At 60.1% G+C, this 20698-nt stretch carries 17 protein-coding genes; 9 read left to right on the plus strand and 8 right to left on the minus strand.

Features of this window, described 5'->3' with window-relative positions:
* Positions 1 to 3 precede the first annotated feature (3 nt).
* Positions 4 to 363, minus strand: a complete 360-nt coding sequence (gene ndhC, locus EII11_RS05360; protein ID WP_124869659.1) for an NADH-quinone oxidoreductase subunit A — start codon at positions 361 to 363, stop codon at positions 4 to 6.
* A gap of 845 nt (positions 364 to 1208) precedes the next feature.
* On the minus strand, positions 1209 to 1925 hold the full coding sequence (locus EII11_RS05365) for a class I SAM-dependent methyltransferase (protein ID WP_124869662.1): 717 nt from the start codon (positions 1923 to 1925) through the stop codon (positions 1209 to 1211).
* A gap of 405 nt (positions 1926 to 2330) precedes the next feature.
* Between EII11_RS05365 and EII11_RS05370 the strand changes: the two genes are divergently transcribed.
* From EII11_RS05370 to EII11_RS05385, 4 genes are all read left to right on the plus strand, one after another.
* Complete coding sequence (locus EII11_RS05370; protein WP_124869665.1) at positions 2331 to 2711, plus strand: GntR family transcriptional regulator; 381 nt, start codon at positions 2331 to 2333, stop codon at positions 2709 to 2711.
* Positions 2708 to 3595 (plus strand): ATP-binding cassette domain-containing protein, encoded by an 888-nt coding sequence (locus tag EII11_RS05375; protein WP_124869668.1) that lies wholly within the window; start codon positions 2708 to 2710, stop codon positions 3593 to 3595. The genes EII11_RS05370 and EII11_RS05375 overlap by 4 nt, the downstream gene beginning before the upstream one ends.
* A complete protein-coding gene (locus tag EII11_RS05380; RefSeq protein ID WP_124869670.1) occupies positions 3592 to 4362 on the plus strand; it encodes a hypothetical protein in 771 nt (256 codons plus the stop codon). The genes EII11_RS05375 and EII11_RS05380 overlap by 4 nt, the downstream gene beginning before the upstream one ends.
* A 274-nt stretch (positions 4363 to 4636) precedes the next feature.
* Positions 4637 to 6148 (plus strand): isochorismate synthase, encoded by a 1512-nt coding sequence (locus tag EII11_RS05385; protein ID WP_124869673.1) that lies wholly within the window; start codon positions 4637 to 4639, stop codon positions 6146 to 6148.
* Between the two features lie 111 nt (positions 6149 to 6259).
* On the opposite strand, the gene EII11_RS05390 is transcribed toward EII11_RS05385, so the two are convergent.
* The 4 genes from EII11_RS05390 to EII11_RS11045 all read right to left on the minus strand — a co-directional run bounded on the left by EII11_RS05390 (position 6260) and on the right by EII11_RS11045 (position 11205).
* Positions 6260 to 9250 (minus strand): FAD-binding and (Fe-S)-binding domain-containing protein, encoded by a 2991-nt coding sequence (locus tag EII11_RS05390; RefSeq protein WP_240623073.1) that lies wholly within the window; start codon positions 9248 to 9250, stop codon positions 6260 to 6262.
* Positions 9251 to 9400: 150 nt separating this feature from the next.
* A complete protein-coding gene (locus EII11_RS05395; RefSeq protein WP_124869679.1) occupies positions 9401 to 10381 on the minus strand; it encodes a 1,4-dihydroxy-2-naphthoyl-CoA synthase in 981 nt (326 codons plus the stop codon).
* Between the two features lie 189 nt (positions 10382 to 10570).
* Positions 10571 to 10813: a transposase gene (locus EII11_RS05400; RefSeq protein ID WP_124869682.1), complete on the minus strand. Its 243-nt coding sequence runs from the start codon at positions 10811 to 10813 to the stop codon at positions 10571 to 10573.
* Between the two features lie 218 nt (positions 10814 to 11031).
* Positions 11032 to 11205, minus strand: coding sequence for a transposase (locus EII11_RS11045; RefSeq protein ID WP_124869804.1), 174 nt, complete (start codon positions 11203 to 11205; stop codon positions 11032 to 11034).
* 865 nt (positions 11206 to 12070) lie between these two features.
* Between EII11_RS11045 and EII11_RS10990 the strand changes: the two genes are divergently transcribed.
* Positions 12071 to 12604, plus strand: coding sequence for a helix-turn-helix domain-containing protein (locus EII11_RS10990; protein ID WP_420820443.1), 534 nt, complete (start codon positions 12071 to 12073; stop codon positions 12602 to 12604).
* A 152-nt stretch (positions 12605 to 12756) separates the two neighbouring features.
* Positions 12757 to 13176 (plus strand): hypothetical protein, encoded by a 420-nt coding sequence (locus tag EII11_RS05415; protein ID WP_124869688.1) that lies wholly within the window; start codon positions 12757 to 12759, stop codon positions 13174 to 13176.
* Positions 13177 to 13718: 542 nt separating this feature from the next.
* Here EII11_RS05415 and EII11_RS10995 read toward each other — a convergent pair.
* Positions 13719 to 13913: an IS3 family transposase gene (locus EII11_RS10995; RefSeq protein WP_165867074.1), complete on the minus strand. Its 195-nt coding sequence runs from the start codon at positions 13911 to 13913 to the stop codon at positions 13719 to 13721.
* A 4-nt stretch (positions 13914 to 13917) separates the two neighbouring features.
* Positions 13918 to 15342: an IS1634 family transposase gene (locus EII11_RS05425; RefSeq protein WP_476707465.1), complete on the minus strand. Its 1425-nt coding sequence runs from the start codon at positions 15340 to 15342 to the stop codon at positions 13918 to 13920.
* 756 nt (positions 15343 to 16098) lie between these two features.
* Here EII11_RS05425 and EII11_RS05430 point away from each other — a divergent pair.
* The 3 genes from EII11_RS05430 (at position 16099) to EII11_RS05440 (ending at position 20656) form a co-directional block, all read left to right on the plus strand.
* On the plus strand, positions 16099 to 18552 hold the full coding sequence (locus EII11_RS05430) for a beta-galactosidase (RefSeq protein WP_124869691.1): 2454 nt from the start codon (positions 16099 to 16101) through the stop codon (positions 18550 to 18552).
* 203 nt (positions 18553 to 18755) lie between these two features.
* Positions 18756 to 19418, plus strand: coding sequence for an HD domain-containing protein (locus tag EII11_RS05435; RefSeq protein WP_124869694.1), 663 nt, complete (start codon positions 18756 to 18758; stop codon positions 19416 to 19418).
* Positions 19419 to 19528: 110 nt separating this feature from the next.
* Complete coding sequence (locus tag EII11_RS05440; RefSeq protein ID WP_124869812.1) at positions 19529 to 20656, plus strand: o-succinylbenzoate synthase; 1128 nt, start codon at positions 19529 to 19531, stop codon at positions 20654 to 20656.
* Positions 20657 to 20698 lie beyond the last annotated feature (42 nt).

The following is a 20698-nucleotide window of genomic DNA, read 5'->3' on the forward strand; positions in this document are numbered from 1 at the left end:
TCCTCAGTAGTCCAGACCGCCGCGGCGCCACTCGTAGATGTAGGGCACCGTGATCAGGGCAATGAAGGTGAGCATCGCGCCCAAGCCGAATAGGCCGAGCATGTTGAAGCTCACCGCCCACGGGTACATGAAGACCACTTCGATGTCGAAGATGATGAAGGTCATGGCAACGAGGTAGTAGCGCACGGGGAAGCGGCCCTCGTCGGCGTACTGGCCAGAAGGATCAACGCCACATTCGTAGTTGTCGGCCTTGATTTTGCTCTTCTTGGTCGGACCCAGGATCGCCGAAGCGCCCAGGCCACCGAGTGCCAGGACCAGGGCGGCCGCAAACATAATGAGAAGCGGCCAGTAGGGATTCGTCATTGTTCCTCCCAGCGGGATCGGGTCAGGGTCAGTGGAGTATGCGGGGGTGCGGCTCTATGGGGCCGCCGGGGTTGTCGCAGGTGTTGCGAACGGAGTGGGTCCTCCGGTGGTCGCAGTGGAGGCGTGGCGGGCCATTGAAGGCTGTGCCTGTCAGCACTGGCGTGTGCGCGGAGGATGCGCCCAGGCAGCACGTGAGTGGCGGCGTCACCGTTGGAATGTGCTGTTAATGCACGAAAACCCCTGTGAACGCGCGCAGCTTCAGTCAGTTTCTGCACGGATACAGGGGGTGTCATGGGGATATGAGGGTGCGCGGAATCGCATGCGGCGTCGTTGACGTCGACGCGGACGGCTTGCGCGGAGCGCACGAGCCCACCCGTCACTGTTTTCCTCCATGACTGAACGCGCAACCCGTCGGCTGCACGAGTGTTCACAAACAACGCTGATGATGTAGCGAAGTTCCTCATGAAGATTAGCGACATTCCAGCGAGGCGATGACCACGGCAGGTTTTTCCCGCTATTTCGCGCTTTTTTCGCCTGCCACAGGGGTCAAAGAATCAGCATTTGCGAAAGGGAATGCTTATCTTATTCAGGGCCAGGTGAGACAAGTCAGTCGCACACTTATCGACGACAAGGACTTTTGGCCTAAAAATGGCCCCTCCCTGAGGCTTTAGCACTACCAGATCGCAGCAATCCCCTCCGCTCGGCACGAAAAGTAGAGGAACTGGACGCACACAGTGAGACCCGTGCGGGCACTACGCAAAGGCGACAGAACACCTTGCCCTGCCGCCTCACACACGCCTCTATATGAGACTCGCACCTACTTAGCGCTCACGCCTACTTAGCGCTCACGCCAGGGGCTTAATCGCTCGATGCAGTGCCGCAATACCGCCGGTGAGGTTGCGATACTCAACGTCATCCCAACCCGCTTCACGAATAATGCGCCCCAGCGTCTCCTGATCGGGCCATGCCAGGATCGATTCAACCAGGTAGTCGTAGGCGTCTGGGTCAGAGGAAAAGACGCGAGCAATTGCTGGCATCACCGTTTCCATATGCGCACGATAGAGTCCACGGAAAGCAGCATTGGGGGGCGTGGAGAACTCACAGACGACAAGGCGTCCACCAGGCTTGGTCACACGCAGCATCTCTTTGAGAGCAGTGTCCGTTTCGGGAATATTGCGCAAGCCCCAACAGATGGTGACAGCATCGAAGGTGTCATCTTCAAAGTCCAGGGCCATAGCGTTGCCGAGGACAAATTCGATCTCGGGATGACGCTGCCGGCCAACCTCGATCATGCCTTCAGAGATGTCACACCCGATCACCCGCGCCCCTGATTCAGCCAGAATTGCCGAGGATGCCCCGGTCCCGGCAGCCACATCAAGGATCTTTTCACCCACCTGGGGGCCAACGGCATTACGCAGGGCACGCAACCACACCTGATCCATGCCGCCGGTGAGTAGCGCATTACTCAGGTCATAGCGGGCGGCCACGCGATCAAAGAGGCTGGCAATATGCTCAGGCTTTTTATCCAGGTACACATTGGTGGACAAAGGGGCATCAGTCATAGCCACTATCTTTCCATATCTGAGCCACTACCCCTGCCCAGCAAGCTGCCCCTATCAAGCAGCCAAACCTGCGCCCTCATCCAGTCGGGCCAGCACCCCTCCCAGCCGCGCGACTCACCTCGTCCAGCCACGCAACCAGCCGCGCGACCAGGCACGCCACCCCCGCATGACGTGACGTTTGTTGCGCTGTGGAGGACTTGCGACTTTATGGAGCAGGTATAGCTGTCACACAGCACAACAATTGGCATCCTGTGCAACAACTGTCACAAAACCTGCCCGGACACCCTGAACCCTCCCACCCGCCCAGGCTCAACCTCCTCTCGCCTACCTCCTAACGCGGTCAGCGCTTGACAGGCTCACTGGTTCTATGGTTCATTAGTCATGTAACGAACCAAGGAGGTGAGCATGTTCGATAACGACTCCCAACCGATCTACATCCAGATCGCCCACGACCTCGAACACCAAATCCTGACGGGCGCACTCACGGAAGGAGACCAGGTGATGTCAACCACCCAATACTCCACGCTCTACCGCATTAACCCCGCAACCGTCGCCAAAGGCTTCTCACTCCTCATCGACGGCGGCATCCTCGAAAAACGCCGCGGCATCGGCACCTTCGTTGCCCCAGGAGCCCGCGATCGCCTCAACCAACGAGCCCGCGAAGCCTTCGTTGACGATCACCTTGCTCCCCTACTGAACCGCGCAGCCGACATTGGCATGACCCCCGAGGCTCTCATCGACCTCATCAGAACCCACTTCACCGAACTCACAGGGAGGACATCATGACCACGCCCCTTACCGCGAGCGCAACCGGGCTGTCCTACCGTTACGGCAGGAACACCCTTGCCCTCGACAATCTGACGCTATCCTTCCCGGCAGGCCAGATCAGTGGCCTCTTCGGCTCCAACGGCGCAGGCAAAACGACCTTGCTCAGCCTCATGGGCGGCCTGCTTTTCCCCTCTGCTGGCACCATCCACATTGGCGAGGAAACCCGCACGGATTACTTCTCCGGCAACGTGTCCCTGGTAGGGACGGGCGCCGATATGATCCTTAAGGATTTCAGCCTTGACGAGAGCATCAAAACCCACGCTGAGTTCCGCCCCACCTTCGAGCGCGCCCTCTTCGATGAGTTCCTTTCTCCGCTCAATATTGACCTCAGTAAGAAGGTCGATGCCCTCTCACGCGGGCAACGCTCGGCAATCTCGGCCGCGATTGGCCTGGCATCCCGGGCACCCGTGACAATCTTCGACGAGGTCACACTGGGCATGGATGCGCGCACGCGCCAGCGTTTCTACGACATGTTGCTCACCGACCACGAGGCGCACCCGCGCACCGTCGTCCTGTCTACCCATCTGATTGCCGAGGTTGAGCGCCTTATTTCCTCGGCGGTCATTATCGAGTATGGCCGCCTGGTGGCCCAGGGCACTCCCGAGGAAATTACCAGCAGTGTTTTCGCTGTCAGCGGCGAGGCCCGGCAGGTGCAGGCGTTTACTGATTCTCACCCTGAGTACACCCTGCTTGACCGCCGCGACGCTGGCTCTTTCACGCGTTTTCTTCTGCGCGGACAGGCTCCCCGCACCCTTCCCGCTGACATCACCTGCGAGGCGCGCGTAAGTTTTGACGAATGTGTCACGGCCCTTGGCGTGGACACCACCGAAATGGAGGCATGATGAACACCAACGCTCCCATCAAGAAGCCTTTTGCTCTTGTCCCCTCAGCCGTGGGCACAGCCCTGGGGATCTTCCTGGGCATGATGGCCATTGGCGCAGTCTTTGCCTTGGGCACCTACCTGGTGGCCAGTAGGAACGGCACTCCTTTGACCATCAATGACTATCTGGTCGATAGCGTGTGGAAGGCCCTGTTTAGCGGGGCGATTGTGGGCTGGTATGGCTCGCTGACGGTGGCGGGTGCGGTCATGGCGATCTACTCGTGGAGTGTCCTCACCCAATGGCTGCGTGTGAGCGTCAACGCTGGGGATCGACGTTGGGACTTCTATGTCTCCTACTGTGCGGCTATCGCGGCCGCCCTCGGCCTGACCGCATTCCTGGGTGTCCTCCACATGTTGATTACCCCTGCTGGAATGATCGCCACCATCGACGATCGTATGAGCTTTGGCTTCAGGACGGCCTTTTCCCTGGAGGAGACGGCCTTCGATATTCAGATTGGTGCTTCTCACGGGTGGACCTGGGTAGCTGCAGCCGTGCTCTTCATTGCGATCTTCTCATTGCTCAGCGGCGCTTTCGCCACGCTCTACCTGCACAGCGGTCGCACGCTTGACATCGTTCCCCTGGTTGTCCTCCTGATTATCGCGACTGTCGGGCTTGGATTTGTCTTTGAACAAGGCCTGGTGGGCTACCTTGCCACTACGGCGTTGGTCCTGTTCCTGACGGCGGCAACTTGGTGGGGCATGCGCCGCGCACCGCTCATTCCACGATGAGCACATCTGAGCAGCATTTCATGTGACATCACGCGTGGGGCTCCGGTCTGTTGGCCGGGGCCCCAGCGTCTATACGCAAAACGAGGCGGACGCCAGGGCGAGGCATCAGGAAAAGCTGGAAGGACGGCAGGAAAATATCGCAGTCGCGGAAAGCCTCTCTGCATCTGCCGCTCAGAATTTCCGCTCAGACCCACACCCCTAGGTTTTCGGCGGGCGCCACGCCCTCTGGCACTGAGGGAAACTGAGGGCAGAGCATCTTGGCTACGATGGGGGCATGTCCGACCTGTCTGCCACGCTGTTGCCCTCCCCTTCAACCACTCCCGCTGATGCGCAGTTAATTGTCCGTATCGCGAGGATTCCCGTAGAACATCCGGCGCAGACACTCAGCCTCCACGAGTTACTGCCCGCCGACATTGACGGCACGCAAGCATGGTTTGGACACAGCCGCCGCATGGTTGGCTGGGGCGAGGCCGCTCGCATCACCGTGGTCGGCCCTCACGCAATCCGTGATGCTGCCCGCACCTGGGATGACCTGCGAGGCTCAGCCCGTGTGGAGTGCGTGTGCACACCCGCCTGCGCTGATGATGAAATGCCCGCCCTGCCCCTTGCGTTTGGGTCCTTCGGTTTCTCAGCCACCACCCCCGGTTTCCTTATTGTGCCTGACGTGGCTGTCATTGAAATGCCCGCAGGCAACGATGACACCCCTCATTCAACAACCGCACTGTGGGGTACTGACTGGGGTGGGCTCGGCCCTGCCCGTGGCACGCGATACGTCGTCACCACCCAGGTTGCCCGCGGAGAAGCTGGCAGTGTGAAGAGTACTGCCCACGAAAAGGGCGCTGACAGCGCGAGTGCGGCGGCTCAAACCTCGTCCAACGACGCAACGTCCACCGGGCTAGACGCTCCCTCACTCAACGATCCGCTGGCTGTTCTGGACGCGGCGCTCGCCACTCGCACCGCTGTTGCTCCCAACGCCCCCGAGGGCATCACCACAGCGCCGGGACGTATGACACAGGCACAGTGGATGGCCTCCGTCAGTGAGGTGATTGAACTGCTGCGTGCGGGGGCGGCCTCGAAAGTGGTCATGAGCCGTGACATGGTCGTCCAATCCCCCACCCCCATCGATCCGCGTTTCCTCCTGGAACGCCTCACCACGCTCTACCCCACTACCTGGGCGTATGCTGTCGAAGGACTCATTGGTGCCACCCCTGAAATGCTGGCGGCCATGCACGGCGGGCAGGTGAGCTCTCGCGTGCTGGCGGGCACGACCTCGCCAGGAGAGGGCGAGGCCCTGATGTCGTCCATGAAGGATCGCACCGAGCACATGTTTGCCGTGGAATCCGTGGCCCGCGCGCTCGCGCCGATTACTCAGACTCTGGACGTTCCCGAAGTACCGCAAGTCCTTGACCTGCCGAATGTGTCTCACCTGGCCACCGATGTCACCGCGACCCTGGCCAGCGGCAATGTGTTGGACGTGATTGCCGCCCTACATCCCACGGCCGCCGTGTGCGGTACGCCCACCAAACTAGCCTTCGATATTTTGGAGCGTTTCGAGTCCACCGAACGCGGCCGCTACTCCGGGCCCGTGGGCTGGGTTGATGGGGCTGGCGAGGGCGAATTCGGTATCGCCCTGCGCTGCGGGCAACTGTCCGAAGCAGGACGCCGCCTGACCATTCTGGCAGGAGGTGGCATCATGCCCGATTCCATTCCCGAGGCCGAACTGCGTGAAACGCGGGCAAAGATGGCGCCCCTGCTACAGGCGCTGGGGATGAGCATTGCGGGCTGAGGCACTTCTGTGGCGGTTGTGGGCCCTAAATATGCGTCTTGTTGACAGAACTGCGCCGCACACGGGGCAGATTTAACAACAACGCGCAATATTAGGGCTACGGTAGAGTTCTCATTCCCTGCCCCCAGCCAGTAGTGTCGCCAGGTGCACGCCGTCACGGTCAGCCAATTGGCGCGCCTGCGTCCGGCAGGAGAACCCATCAGCCAAGTACACGGCATCAGGATGCTCACGCAGGGCAGGAAGCAGGGAGTTTTCAGCAACGGCAACGGAGAGTTCATAGTGGCCCTGCTCCATCCCGAAGTTTCCAGCCAGACCACAGCAGCCTGACAGCTCCGTCACCTGGGCTCCCAGGGATGCCAAGAGCGCCCGATCTGCCGCCCATCCCATGACTGAGTAGTGGTGGCAGTGCGGCTGGGCGACGACCTCTACGCCCGTCAGGTCGGGCAGGGTGCGTTCTTCGGCGGGGACCTCGGTCAATACTTCGGCCAGGGTCCGTGTCGCGGCCTTCACGGCATGCGCGCGTGGGTCTTCGGGCAGTAGATCAACGAGGTCATCACGCAGAACAGCCGTGCACGACGGTTCCACGCCAACAATGGGAATCCCATTAGCGGCGTAGGGGCCAAGCACGCCAAGCAGATCCTCAAGCTTGTGGCGGGCTGTTTCCAACTGTCCGGTGGTGATCCACGTCAGGCCACAGCAGGCATCGGGTGGGATGAGCACCGTGAAGCCATTGGCTTGTAAAACGCGCACGAGGTTCTTCGCACCCTCGGATTCCAAGGTCTGCGAGAAAGAGTCCGCCCACAGCACGACATAGCGGGGATCGCGAGCATCCGTCGAGGGCGCAGCGCACTCAGTACCCACGCTCTGCGCATGTGAAGCCTGCGCACCGGGGGTCTGCTCGTGCGAGGTGCGCGCATGGGGGGCAGGCGCGGGCGAGTCCTGTAACCCCTGAGATCGAGCCCACGCCGAGAAAGTCCCGTACTGCAAGGGCGCCATTTGGCGGCGCACATCCATCCCGAAAATACGGAAGAACAGGCGGCGGATGGGCTCGATCCCCAGCATGAGATTCCCCAGGGCTGCCACGGCAGGCACGCGAGCACTCAGGCGCCCCCACCTGGGCAGCCACCCCAGCATGTAATGCGAGGCTGGACGCAGTTTGCCTCGGTAGCGCCGGTACAGTACCTCTGAGCGGAACTTCGCCATATCCACGCCCGCCGGACAATCCGATGAGCACGCTTTGCAGGCCAGGCACAGGTCCAGGGCTTCAGCGACCTCTGGCCCTGCAAGCGAGGTAACGAGGCGACCGTTCACGGCCTCCTGGAGGATGCGGGCGCGGCCTCGGGTGACGTCTTTTTCTTCGCCGGTGGCCGCGTAGGACGGGCACATAAAGGTGCCGGGGGTGTTCGCGCGGCACTTGCCCACGCCTGTGCAGCGGTGGACAGCGGTGGTGAAGTCGCCGCCGTCCTCGTGGAAGGCAAAGCCTCGGGTGGCGGGGATGGGGGCGGCCTGGGGGCGGCGGAGATACTGGTCAAGCAGGTCAACGCCAGGCTGAGGGTCTTGCCCTGCCTCAGCATCCTGCCCGGCCTGGCCACTACCTGGTTCCTTCTTGCGTTCTTCTTTCCGCTGGGCGGCGACCTCGGCGCTCATGGGCGCGGTCAGCACGCCAGGGTTCAGCAGATTGCGCGGATCAAACAAGGCTTTGACCTGGGCAAACAGGTCAAGCATGTCGGGTGAGTACATGAAGCGCAGCAATTCAGACCGCGAGCGCCCATCCCCATGCTCGCCCGAGATTGAGCCCCCGTAGCTGGCACAGATCTTCGCTGCTTCCTCCATGAAACGACGCGAGTGGGCGACGCCCTCGTCAGTTTCGAGGGGCATATCCAGGCGCACATGCACGCACCCGTCCCCGAAGTGCCCATACAGTAGGCCATCAATGCCATAGTCGGACATCAGCGCAGTGAAGTCACGCAGATAGCGGCCCAGGTTTTCTGGTGGGACGGCGGCGTCCTCCAGGCCGGGCCAGGCCGGAGCGTTGCCCTCGCCCGTCTCAGGGTTCACAGGCGTGCGCCCACCCAAGCCCGCCCCGTCCGCGCGAATACGCCACAGGGCAGCGGCCTCGTCCCCCGGAGGGTAGACGGCAACGGCGTCAGTGTGAGCATCGGCGGCCAAAGCCTGGGCGCGGGCGAGGGAATCTTCGGGCGAATCTCCGCCCATTTCGACCATCATCCACCCCTGCCCCTCAGGCAGCGGCGGCACGGCACCAGGGCCTTTGTGGCGGCGGACGACCTCGACAAGCTGCGCATCCAGGCCCTCGGCGGCCAGTGGTTTGTGGCGCAGCAGGGTTGGCACATCGTCGGCGGCCTCGATCATGGAGGGGTAGCCCAGGGCGACGAGGACGGGCGCGGTGGGCAGGGGGACGAGACGCACGGTGACGGCCAAGACGGTGACGAGGGTGCCTTCGGTGCCCACCAGCATGGCGGCGAGGTTTCGCTTGCCTTCGGGGGTGAGGTGTTCGAGGGAGAACCCTGATACTTGGCGGCCAAAGCGGCCAAGTTCGGTGCGGATCAGAGCCAGGTTGTCTGAGATGAGGTCAGCTAGGCCGGGCACTTCAGGCAGGGTGGCCTCGTGGGTGAGATTCGCGGTGAAGCGCCTGCCCAGGCCGTCCACGCAGTCCAGGGCGACGACATTATCCGAGGTTCGCCCCCAGGCGGTGGCGTGGGGGCCGCAGGCGTTGTTACCGACCATGCCGCCAATGCTCGCCCGGTTCATGGAGGATGGGTCGGGGCCAAAACGTAGCCCGTAGGGGGCGGCGGCGGCTTGGAGGGTGGCTTGAATGCAGCCTGGTTCGACGAGGGCGGTGCGCGCCTCGGGGTCAATGCTGATGACGCGGTTGAGGTGGCGGGTGAAGTCGATAATGATGCCGGGCCCGCAGGCGTTGCCCGCGCATGAGGTGCCTCCGCCTCTGCTGGTGACGGGGATGTTGTGTGTGCGGCAGGCTGCCAGGATGGCGAGCACGTCCTCGGTGGATTGGGGGAAGCACACGGCGGCGGGGACGACGCGGTAGTTTCCTGCGTCGGTGGAGTAGCGTGCGCGCCCGCCCACACTCAGATCGACGAGGTTCTCGCGGCCGTGCTCTTGGGCGTAGTCGTGGAGTTCGTCGAGGAAAGCAAGAGGAAGTTCGACGCTGTCGGTCACGGCCTCTCCTTTGTGTGGGTGTGGGGTTGGGGTGTGGTGAGAAGCTGCTAGAAGTAGCTAGAAGTAGTAGGGGTAGTCGGACCAGTCGGGTTCGCGGCGTTCAAGGAAGGCATCGCGGCCTTCCTGAGCTTCTGCGGTCATGTAGGCCATGCGGGTGGCCTCGCCCGCGAAGACCTGCTGGCCAGCCAGTCCGTCGTCGGCGAGGTTGAAGGCGAACTTGAGCATGCGGATCGCCTGCGGGGATTTGCGGGCAATGGTGCGTGCCCAGTCCAGGGCGGTGTTTTCTAGTTCGGCGTGGGGGACGGCGCGGTTAACGACGCCCCAGCGTTCAGCGGTGTGCGCGTCGTAGCGTTCAGCGAGGAAGAAGATCTCGCGGGCGCGTTTGTCGCCAATCTGGCGGGCCAATAATGCCGAGCCGTACCCGGCGTCGAAGGAGCCCACATTGGCATCGGTTTGCATAAAGGCTGCGTGTTCAATGGAGGCTACCGACATGTCGGCCACAACATTGAGGCTGTGTCCACCGCCCGCCGCCCAGCCGGGGATAGCAGCAATGACGACCTTGGGCATGGTGCGGATGAGGCGTTGAACCTCCAGGATGTGCAGGCGTCCGGCGCGGGCGGGGTCAACCTGTTCGCGACGCCGCGCGGTGTCGGCGTCAGGGTTGGCGCCTTCAACCTCGTACTGGTAGCCGGCGGAGCCTCGAATACGCTGGTCGCCTCCCGAACAGAAGGAGTAGCCCCCATCCTTGGGCGAGGGGCCGTTTCCGGTGAGGATCACGGCAGCAACGTCACTGGTCATACGCGCATGATCGAGGCAACGGTAGAGCTCATCAACGGTCAAGGGCCGGAAGGCGTTGCGGATGTCGGGGCGGTCAAAGGCGATGCGCACGACGGGCATGTCTGCCCCTGCGGGACGCCCGTCGAGTTCTTCCCCACGAGAGATACCCCGATGGTAGGTGATGTCTGAGAGGCTAAAGCCCTCCACTTCACGCCAGCGCGATGGGTCAAAAGTGTCGGAGACAAAGGGAAGAACGCTCATACCTTCAAGGGTACGCGTTTCAAGCGGGGCAGGGGTCAGAACCCCATGGGGCGAGACCTTGTGTGAGATAGCGGCTCAATTCTACTGGCCTCATTGCTGTCTTTAGCTCCGGTGGTATTAGAGATCCTATGATCTATTGCCAACGCGTGTTGCTTAGTATAAGAAGACTGATTTATAAGCTCTTCTAATTTAAGGCTGTAGATGGGGTGTGAATCCACCGGTTTCGGGGGAGCTACGGGTAATGTGGTTGGCCAGGTTACAAAAGCCGAGTGCCGCGCCGCGTAAGTGTTCGAGTCGAGCGTTGAGTGCTTCAGTGGGACCGCTGCTGGTGTCGGAGTCATAGCAGACCAAGCTGTCAGCGGCGTAGTTCTGCAGCTTGCGCCCTAGCTTGATGACCTCACTCAAGACGGAAGACACTCCGGTGCAGATCATGCTGCTCAGCTCTTGCAACAGGGTTTACCTTTCCTTTATCAGCCTGGCGGCAGGCCGCCACCATCCGTTGGTACACACTACAGGTCACCCCAAGTCCGGGGGAGTACTCAGTAGCTGCGAACAGTGCTTCCAGAGGAGCGCATTGCCCGGGGTGAACATGTTTTTCCCAGTGAGTAGGGTCTTGCGCGCCCTTCTGCAACCGATCGGCAGCACTGCCCCTAGTGTGCGTGTGGTTCTCGCTGGACACGTCGGCGACACCGAACAAGATTCGGACCTGCTTGTCGGACAACATGGAAGGGATCGAGCACGGACCTAGTCTGGGGTAGTTCTGGTGCAGTGGCTGCGCGAACCCGGTAAAGTTGCCCCTCGTGCCCACTCGCCGAGATGGGCAGGCGCTAGGTTCAGCCACTAGGTCCATGTTCCGACGCTAAAGATATCCGTATTCTTGGCTGCGGCAGCGACGCAACCGCACTTCTAGCATTGGGTGGAGCGCCACTCAAAAGGGGTTCGTGAGCCAACCGCCGGTTCACTGCGTCGCGTACTACTGCCAGGCAGTCACACCAGTCATCACGCTTGACCATACGACACTCCAGTACTGCACGCTCATACGTGACACGCTGGCCGTCAACGACAAGACCAAGGGCCTCTAAACAGGCGAAAGTGGGCGGACCGGGCGCGGTGAGGGAAGCCGCAGACATGTTGAGGTCTTTCAGATGGACGGCGTGAAAACTCCCATTATCGATAAGACCCCAACCCTCTACCCCCACACCAACACGTCCCCGGGTCGCACTATCACCACACGCTCAAATGGGGGGGAGCCCGTTTAGGTTTCAATCCGTGAAAGTAAAAGCACTCGCCGCATGTGTCCCATTTGTGTCCCAGGCAATATCAAAGTCTGATGGCGGCGCCAGAATAGAAGTGAGGACGTCGCCTGGAGTCCTCTAGAAAGGAGTACAAAGATGGCTAATTCAGGACCCCTAAGCAAAGCTTGGACTACTGCGAGAATTGTGGGGACAATTGCTACATCTGTAGCAGGACAACCCCAGTCCCCGGTTACTCAAGCAGGCCAGTACCAGCAAAGTAGGATTCCGCAGGTAGCTGCTCAAGTGAACACTGGACGCCGCTCAGCGCCAACTAGCGGCAAAAAGTAAGTGTCGTGTGCTAGCCCGAGCCAATTGGATTTCGGGCTAGCACAACCACTGAATGCGCTAGACTCTGCTTGTGGATCCCTTACCAAAAGACTCTGCGGCTCTTGGTGTGGCGATGCGTCGCCTCCGTGGCGCACGTGGATTGCGGGAACTTGCTGGCAGTGAAGCCTGTAGGACGGTGGGTTTATCAAAGAGTTCTCTTAGTCGTTACGAGAGAGGGCTTCGTCCTCCCCTCCGTTACGCTCAGTTGATCTCCGACTTGTACGGTGGCGATGGCTGGCTTGAACTTGCGATTCGGAGTCTTTGGATGAGCGATTGGGACCCTTGGGCTTCAGAGTTTCCAGAGAGTGCGCACGTGCTAACTTGGCCTGCTTCCTACTCTGGGCGGGTGTGGATTCACATAAGACCCAACCCGAACGCCGTGAATGAATCCCACTCTTTGAGAATCGATTGGGGGCCATGGAGTATTTCGATTAATAAAGTGATCCCCGAGGCAGGAATATTGTTATCTACTGGAAAGGGGAAGGACGTCGAGGTTCCCGTCCCATGTTTAATTGAAGCAAGTTTTCCAATATACGTACTTCACGGTATAGGTTTTCCGAACGATGCGGCTGATATTAGTCGAGAATGGAAGCGCACATAGAGTTCATATTTCACATCCAAAGTAGATATCCTCATTTGAATTCACATCTCATTGAGGAAGCTTCTACAGACGAGTCTACCTATCCTGTTATAAAGACGAAAAAGTCTATCAGTTCATATTGCAGCAAGACCTCAAACAGAAAGGCAATTGTTATGGATATCATGCAGTCGTTCCATGAGTTCGAATCCCAGCTTCATTCATTTGTGCAACAACTAAAGGAGCGGGGCGTTCCCTCTCAGGAGTACAAAGATGATTCAGGCACTTCTATTAATGGATGGAGCGTTGAATATGAGGATTTTCCTTCCTATGAGGATGTAATGCCGGGGCGAAACCCTTACTACATGGGCGGACATTGGGGTCATCGCATCACATTTCTCGGTGAAGATGGACATTTGTGGTGCCACGAATTCCGAGGTTCTGACACCTTTAACTCAGCTCTTAATTGCATTGAGACGAGCACATCTAACATCGTAGAAAAGTGCCCCTTAGGTTCAATGGTCGGTTCAGAAAAACCTTTTAAAAAGATCTTAGAAAAGGTGCAATCAGCTGTTTTGCGAGCAATACTGGAGTAGAATCCCTGCGAGAGGGTATTTGTTATCGGTTAGCAACTCTTCTCATTTGGGGTGTAGTGATGGTGGGTGCCTTGGTGTGCAGGTAGGGGGGTTGGGGTTTTCTCGATGATGGGAGTTGTCGCACCGCCCATCTGAAAGACCTCAACATGTCTGCGGCTTCCTCCACCGCGCCCGATCCGACTACTTTCACATTGAAGGTTGTCCGCAAATTGTGGACATGTCTTGCTTATGCGGCGTGCGGTTATTTGATGATCTGTCCTGGGTTTTGTTCCTAGGCGACGACTCGTAAATTGGGAGTGTTGGCACGGTAGGTGTGTCAGTCGTGGTCATCTGTTTCTTGTGGAGTGCGGTACCCCAATTCGGAATGCAGGCGGGCGATGTTCCAGCAGTGGCCCCAGCACAGAGTAGGCCACTCGACCTCTGCTAATCCTTCCCAGGACTGGGAATAGATCAGTTAACTCTTTTACAGGCCATTGATTGTCTCAGCGAGAGCATTATCGCACGAATGGCGGTGCGGACTCTTTTTGGAGTCTTCCTTGATTCTATGCCGCCAGTGATTGTCGGTATTGCACGGGGCTTTTCCCTCTGAGGTTGAGTTTGATTCTGTGGTCGTTGTAGAAGCGAATGTAGGCATCGATAGCTGTGGCGACCTCTTCTGGGGTATGCCAGCGGCGAGCCAGGATCTGACAGATGAACACCGGCCCCGAAACGATCGCGATACTGGTCCTGACTTGCACAGGTTTAGTGACCCAGAGCTGTAAGGATTTCTTGGGTTTGAGGGCTGAGTGGCGTGGCTGCTTGGAGTGTTTGCCCGTTGGGCAGAGTGATCGTGATGTCTTGATGTCGTTTCAGGGTCTGGACGATGCGTTTGATGCTGTGTCCGGTTGCGGCTTGGAGGTACCTGCTGATAGCTAGGGCTGCGGTGACGACGGTGAGGTGGGCTTGGATGGCGTCTTTGGTGTGGTGGAAGATGGGCCGGGCTTTGAGGTCATGCTTACTCATACGGAAGGACTGCTCGACGTGCCATAGCTCGTGGTAATGCCCAATGATTTCACTGCCAGCGCTGATGTGTGCGGGGATGTTGGTGATATAGCCTTTGAGTCCCACGAGGCGCTGGGCGCGGTCGACCCCAGCCTGGTCAAAGGCTAGGCCTTTCCTCCTTTGGGATACGAAGCGGGGCCTGCGCGCGGGCCTGGCACCTTCAATGGCGTCTATGGCTCGGCGTTGCTGAGCGGTCAGGGTCTTATTGTCGCGCGCAGCGCGTTTAGCCGAATACTGCCACAACGCCCGCCATGATTCTTGCCCCATCTGCGCGCTAGAGACCTGCTCAAGGCTTGACTCGTATGTTTTGCGGTTAGGGTTGGGGATCACCTGGCCAATAATTTGCCCGTCTTGCATGTAGTCCCCATGCTGGTTCCAGTACTGTTCAAGGTCGTGGGGTGCGCGGCTTTGGCGGGCGCCGACAATGAAGAACAGGCCTGCCGCATCCAACGCGCGAAGGTTTCCCACGCTGAGCATGCCTGCGTCTGCTACCACCACGAAATCATGAACACCGTGGCGGTCTTGGAAGCGCTCGATAATGGGGATGAGGGTGTGGGTTTCAGCCTTGTTCCCTTCAAAGGCTTCCACCTCCAGAGGGTTTCCCGCCCGGTCAACGAGTAGGCCAACAATGATTTGGGGGTCAACCCGGCGTTCTTTGGAGTACCCGATACGGCGAAACGCCCCGTTGGCATCCCAGGATTCGTCCTCGCGTTCGGCCTCAAAATACAGGGTCGTCACGTCATAAAGCACAAGGGACAAATCCCCATGAGTGCTGGCGTGAGCAAAGCAGGCCTGAGCAAGCCGGTCCCGATAGGAACGCTGAGCGCAGCGCTTGAGGGAGTTAAACAACCTCCGACAGCTGACATGCTCAACACCGAGGCGCTCAAGCACGCCAATGGTGGCTTCCTTTGAGCATGGTTCAATCAAACGCGCCAGCACCATCTGCTTAAACGCCTCATCCCCCAGCACATCAAAACCAACATCCGCATAGGCCTTGTTCAACACACTCCACAACAGGGCAGAGCGTTTACCTCCCACACGCAAAACGCTCGTGGCATAGCGCCGCTCAGGTTCGAAGTCTAAAACTGTTTGGCCAGGATGGAACTCATCGTGAGCGGCCTGCATCAATGCGGCAAGCTCAACCTCATTGCGAGCAGAGCCCACATGCTTAAGTACGACGTTCTTGCGTCCCTGCTTTTCCACGATCTGCACACCAGTCGGCACCAGAAGCAGTTCTCACACGGGCGAACAAACGGGGCCACACCCCTATTCTAAACACCCCATTAGTGACCAACCCCAACACCATAAACCGTAGAAAATCAACAAAAACAGGCCCCAAGCAAGGAAAAACCGCACCACCTATGCAAGTCAGGTTTGACCTCTTGGGCCAGTGGCCGATCAACATGATGCTCATTCATGGTTGGATCGTGGTAGCAGTGACGCACGCTCTCAGGTGCAATCCCGAGCTTTTTAACATTCAGGCCAATAGGCATGGTCAAGGAGATCGTCTCATCGGCAACCAAACGGATTATTGACCAACCCAACAGCGCACTGCTTAAACTCCCCAGCACGATTGCTTCGCCACGAGAACCATCCCCTTTCAGGTTTGACCCCGGAACAAAACCCAGAACGGTTCACTTGACAGGCCTCTGCAACACGGACATGCTCGCCTACATGGAACGCCAACGCAAGAGGCAACATGAGCTTCTCAATGCGCTGTCACGGGATGCTATCGAGAACGGTCTCTACGACATAGACTCCGCAGCCGCCCTTGAAGCTCTGCAGCAAGTGAGAAAAGGCTGAGCCTCAGGTGCGATACGCCCTAACATCACCCAAGATTCACTTAGAGAGGCCACTTCAACAGGAGGATATGCTGGGAGCATGACTTCTGTGCCAGCCTCTCCTGCCTCAACTCACGCTGCCTCACATAGCACTGCCTCACCGTCGAGCGCCGAGCCTTCAGGCACGCTCTCCGCCGCTGCTCGCCTTGTTGAGCGTCTGGGTGGATTGGCCTACGGTGGCGACTACAACCCCGAGCAGTGGGTGGACGCACGCAACTGGCCCGCCCTCCCGGAATCTTCCTCCGCTTCGGTGAACGAGGTCGACGCCCCTCCCACCAGCACCCCCTCCACCGTTGCCCCCTCCCCTTCCGTCCGCTGGCAAAGCAGCACTTTCGACGAGGATCTTGCCCTCATGACGGAGGCGAAGGTGAACCTCGTCAGCCTGGGTATCTTCTCCTGGGCGCGCCTGGAACCATGCGAAGGCCACTACGACTTTGAGTGGCTGGCCAGCATTATCGACCGCCTCCACGAGCGCGGTATCTTCGTGGACCTGGCCACGGGAACGGCCTCGCCACCGGCCTGGATGGCCCACGAGCATCCCGACATCCTGCCCGTCACCGCCCAGGGCGTGCGCCTGGGCTTTGGCTCACGCCAGCACACCTGCCTGACCTCGCCCTACCTGCGCCAACGCAGCCGCGCGCTCGCGGACGCCCTCGCGAGGCGTTTCGGAGACCATCCGGGCGTGGTGATGTGGCATATCGGCAATGAGTACGGCTGCCACGTTCACGAATGTTTCTGCGACGCCTGCACCAGCGCGTTTCGTTCCTGGCTGGCCGAACGCTACAGCAGCGTTGATGCCCTCAACACCGCATGGGGCACCGCTTTTTGGTCGCAGACCTACACGAGCTTTGACCAGGTCACCCCGCCGCGCGCGATGCCGTCCTTCCACAATCCCAGCCAGATGCTGGACTGGCGGCGTTTCTGCGACGCGCAACTTCGCTCCATGATGGCCGAAGAAGCCGCCGCGATCCGCGCCCATTCGACGCTGCCCATCACGACGAACTTTATGGGCGCTTTCCCCTGGCTCAACTACCGGGCGTGGGCCGAGCACCTGGACATCATCACGAACGACCTTTACCCCGATCCGGCTGACCCGGCCGCCGCGTGGGAGATCGCCTGGAATGGTGACCTCATGCGCGGCCTGGCTCAGGGCGACAATTGGCTGCTGATGGAGCAGGCGCCCTCGGCCGTGCAGTGGCGTCCGCGCAACTCCCCGAAGCGTCCTGGCACCTTCCTCCTGTGGACGCTGTCGTCTATTGCGCGAGGCTCCCAGGGTGCCCTGCAATTCCAGTGGCGTCAGTCGGCGCGTGGCTCAGAGGCTTTCCACTCGGGGATGGTGCCCCACGCTGGGCGCCTGAGCCCCACCTGGCAGGCGGTGGTGGACACCGGTGAAGCCCTGGCGCGCCTGGGTACTGTGTCCGAGCAGCGCGTGTTGGCGCAGGTAGCGATCGTCATTGATTGGGAGTCGGAGTGGGCGCGGCGCGCCTCGATTGGCCCTGCCGCCGAGGATGAGCCCTTCACGCAGGCGCGGGCGTGGCATCGTAGCTTGTGGGAGGCTGGAATCACCGCTGACATTATTGGCGTTGAGGACTCTCTGGATGCCTACTCACTGGTGATCGTTCCCGCATTGTTCGTTGACTATCCCGATTTCACGGCTGCCTGCGAGCGGGCGGTTGCGCGCGGCGCTCAGGTGCTGGTGACGGGCCCCAGCGGCGTTGTTGATTCGACGCTGGGGGCCTCGTTGGGCGGCTACCTGGGGTCGTGGAGGCCCGTGTTGGGCGTGCAGGTGGTTGACCATGCGCCGCTGTCGGGGCCGGTGAATACGGTGAGTGAACGGGACACGTTGACGGCCCGCATCTCGCGCGCGGTCACTACTCCGGCTGCAGAAATGTGGGTGGGGATTGAGCCGCTGTCAGCTCCGCTGTTGCGTGCCCGTGACGGGTTGGGTAAGCCTGTCCCTGATTTACAAGGTGGCCGCTGGGTGGAGGACATCCGCCCCTTCAGCACCGCTGCTACTCACCCCGTTTCGCCCTCCAGCGAAGGTATGTCGCCAGATGCCCCTTTGCCCGCGCATTTTGCACTATGGCCACACACGCAGGGCGACGACAGCGAAGGAGCCGTTGCCGAGGTAGTCGCCGCCTTCGACGGACGAGGTGGCAGCACGGATATGGTGGGCAACGCCGCGATCACTCGCGCTGCGGTCAAGAGTGGGGGCACCGCCTGGTATGTGGCGACCGACTGTGATGCAGTGACTCGCCACGCGCTGCTGACCGTTGTGTGCGCCTATGCGCGCGTCCGCCCTGCGATGACGGGGCTGCCTGACGGGATCGAGGCCGTTCAGCGTGGCAGCGTGAGTTTCATTCTCAACCACTCGGATCGGGCTGGCGAGCTTTCCGGCGTGGTCGGCAGGGATCTTCTGACCGGCGCTGAGTGTACGGGGCATGTGGTGGTGGCTCCACGTTCGGCCGTGGTTGTGGATGCAGCACTATCCTGAGGCCGATGAAGCACGCAAGTGGGCTGATTTGCTGGCCCGACTCACTGTGCTGATTGTCTGGGCTCACTACCTAGGCTGCACATCTGGGCAGCTTTTCTGACCCAGGTCAACACTGACGTCCTTCCTCTAGCACACATGCACCCTGCGGGCGGACAATAGGGATATTACGGTGCCAAAAGCAGCCAGTGGAGGGAGGAACAGCAATGGCAAAGGATGCTACTAGCGTTCCTCCAACGCCGCCTCTGCCTCGTGCAGACGTTCTTGAAGAACTGCGCGCCCACGCCCTCGCTGCCAAAACCCCCGATGAGGCAGCCGAAATTGTTGCCCGCGAAGCGCACCGCAACCAGCTCGACAAGGTTGGCAAAGAGTACATTGACCACCCACGAAGGGTGGCTTACCTTCTGAAGGAGCAGGGCTTCTCCCCAGAGATCGTCGCTGCAGGATGGCTGCACGACACTATTGAGGACACCTGGATGACGACAGACATCCTGGGGGATCTCGGTTTCTCCGAGCATGTTGTCTGCATGGTTGATGCCATGACGAAGCGTGAGGGCGAATCCTCTGAGGACTACATTCAGCGCCTCCTTGAAGCCGATGCCGTATGCGTGAAACGCGCTGACCTGGCTGATAACACCTGCCCGATCCGCCGCGCAGAGTTAGACCGCGTAACGCAGGCGCGCCTCAACAAGAAGTACGCGGATTTTACTGCTGTGCTTGACCGTATGACAGGCCACCTGGGAACCTACGGCGAAGGCGCCTCCCACCACGTTTGCCCCCTTGTTCATGTCCCTGTGTTGCATCGCAATTTCGTTACCGAACTGCGCGCACAACGGGCCGTTGTTTCAGGAGAGAATGAAGTACTGTGAATGCCTTTCTTCTGAGTTCTACCCGCACGGATCTTCGTGGTATCCATGCCGCGCCTCCGGGGGTAACGTCCCTTCCTTCTGATTCAACGCCAATCGGTGAGCGCACCTCAATGCAGCCTCCATCGGCAGGTTCGGGCCTCCAACTCAGTGAAGTGGCGATTTCTTCCTTGCCCGCCGCTGTTCAACGCACGCTTGAGGGTATTGACCGCCTGCTCGTGTATTCAACGCCACTGCGGATGCGTTTTCGCGGGGTGACAGTACGCGACGGCCTGCTTCTCCATGGCCCTCACGGCTGGGCGGAGGCCGCACCTTTTTGGGACTACGGGCCCCACGAGGCTTCAGTATGGCTGCGTTCCGCCCTGCGTTCGGCCCTGCGTCCGGCCCCGCCTGCTTTGCGTGAGCGTATTCCCGTTAATGTCACGATCCCTGTGTGTTCCCCGTCTGTCGCCCGCGAGCGCGTGCTCAATTCTGATGGCTGCTTGACGGCGAAGGTGAAGGTGGCTGACCCGGGCGGGAGCCTCGCTGAGGATTGCGCTCGCGTGGAGGCTACCGCGCAGGCTTTAGCTGAGCTTGCCCGTCCTTTGCAGGATGTGTCGTCAATGGCGGGCCCTGCTGCGCTGCGGGCGATGGCGAATCTTCCGCGTCCGCATCTGCGTGTGGATGTCAATGGCGCGTGGGATGTGGAGCAGGCGCGTCACGCTCTGCTGGAGTTAGATCGGGCGGCTGAGGCTGTGGGGGGCCTTGAGTACGTTGAGCAGCCCTGTGCGACGGTTGATGAGTTGGCGCAGTTGCGACGCACATGCGATATTCCTATTGCTGCCGATGAGTCAATTCGCCGTGCGGAGGATCCTTTGGCGGTGGTGCGCGCTGAGGCCGCTGATATTGCGGTGGTGAAGGTTGCTCCGCTAGGTGGTGTGGAGCGCGCTTTGGCGATTGCGGCGGAAACTGGCTTGGATGTTGTGGTGTCTTCTGCGGTGGATTCTTCGGTGGGCTTGGCTCAGGGCGTGGCTTTGGCTGCTGCTTTGCCTGAGCTGCCCTATGCCTGTGGTTTAGCGACCTCGCAGTTACTGTCGGCGGATGTGTCGGCGTCTCCATTGTTGCCAGTGAATGGCATGTTGGAGTGCCGCTCGGTTGCTCCTGATGAGGAGCTCATTGATCGCGTTCCGGTTGAGGAAGAGTGTTTGACGCGCTGGTTGGCTCGTCTTGAGGCGATGTGTGACGTGATGGGTTCTGCCTGAGTGGCCTCTGTCGCTTCGTGTGCCAAGTGTGGTGGCTCGCGG

The organism is Schaalia canis, assembly GCF_003858455.1.
Classification (GTDB): Bacteria; Actinomycetota; Actinomycetes; order Actinomycetales; family Actinomycetaceae; genus Pauljensenia; species Pauljensenia canis.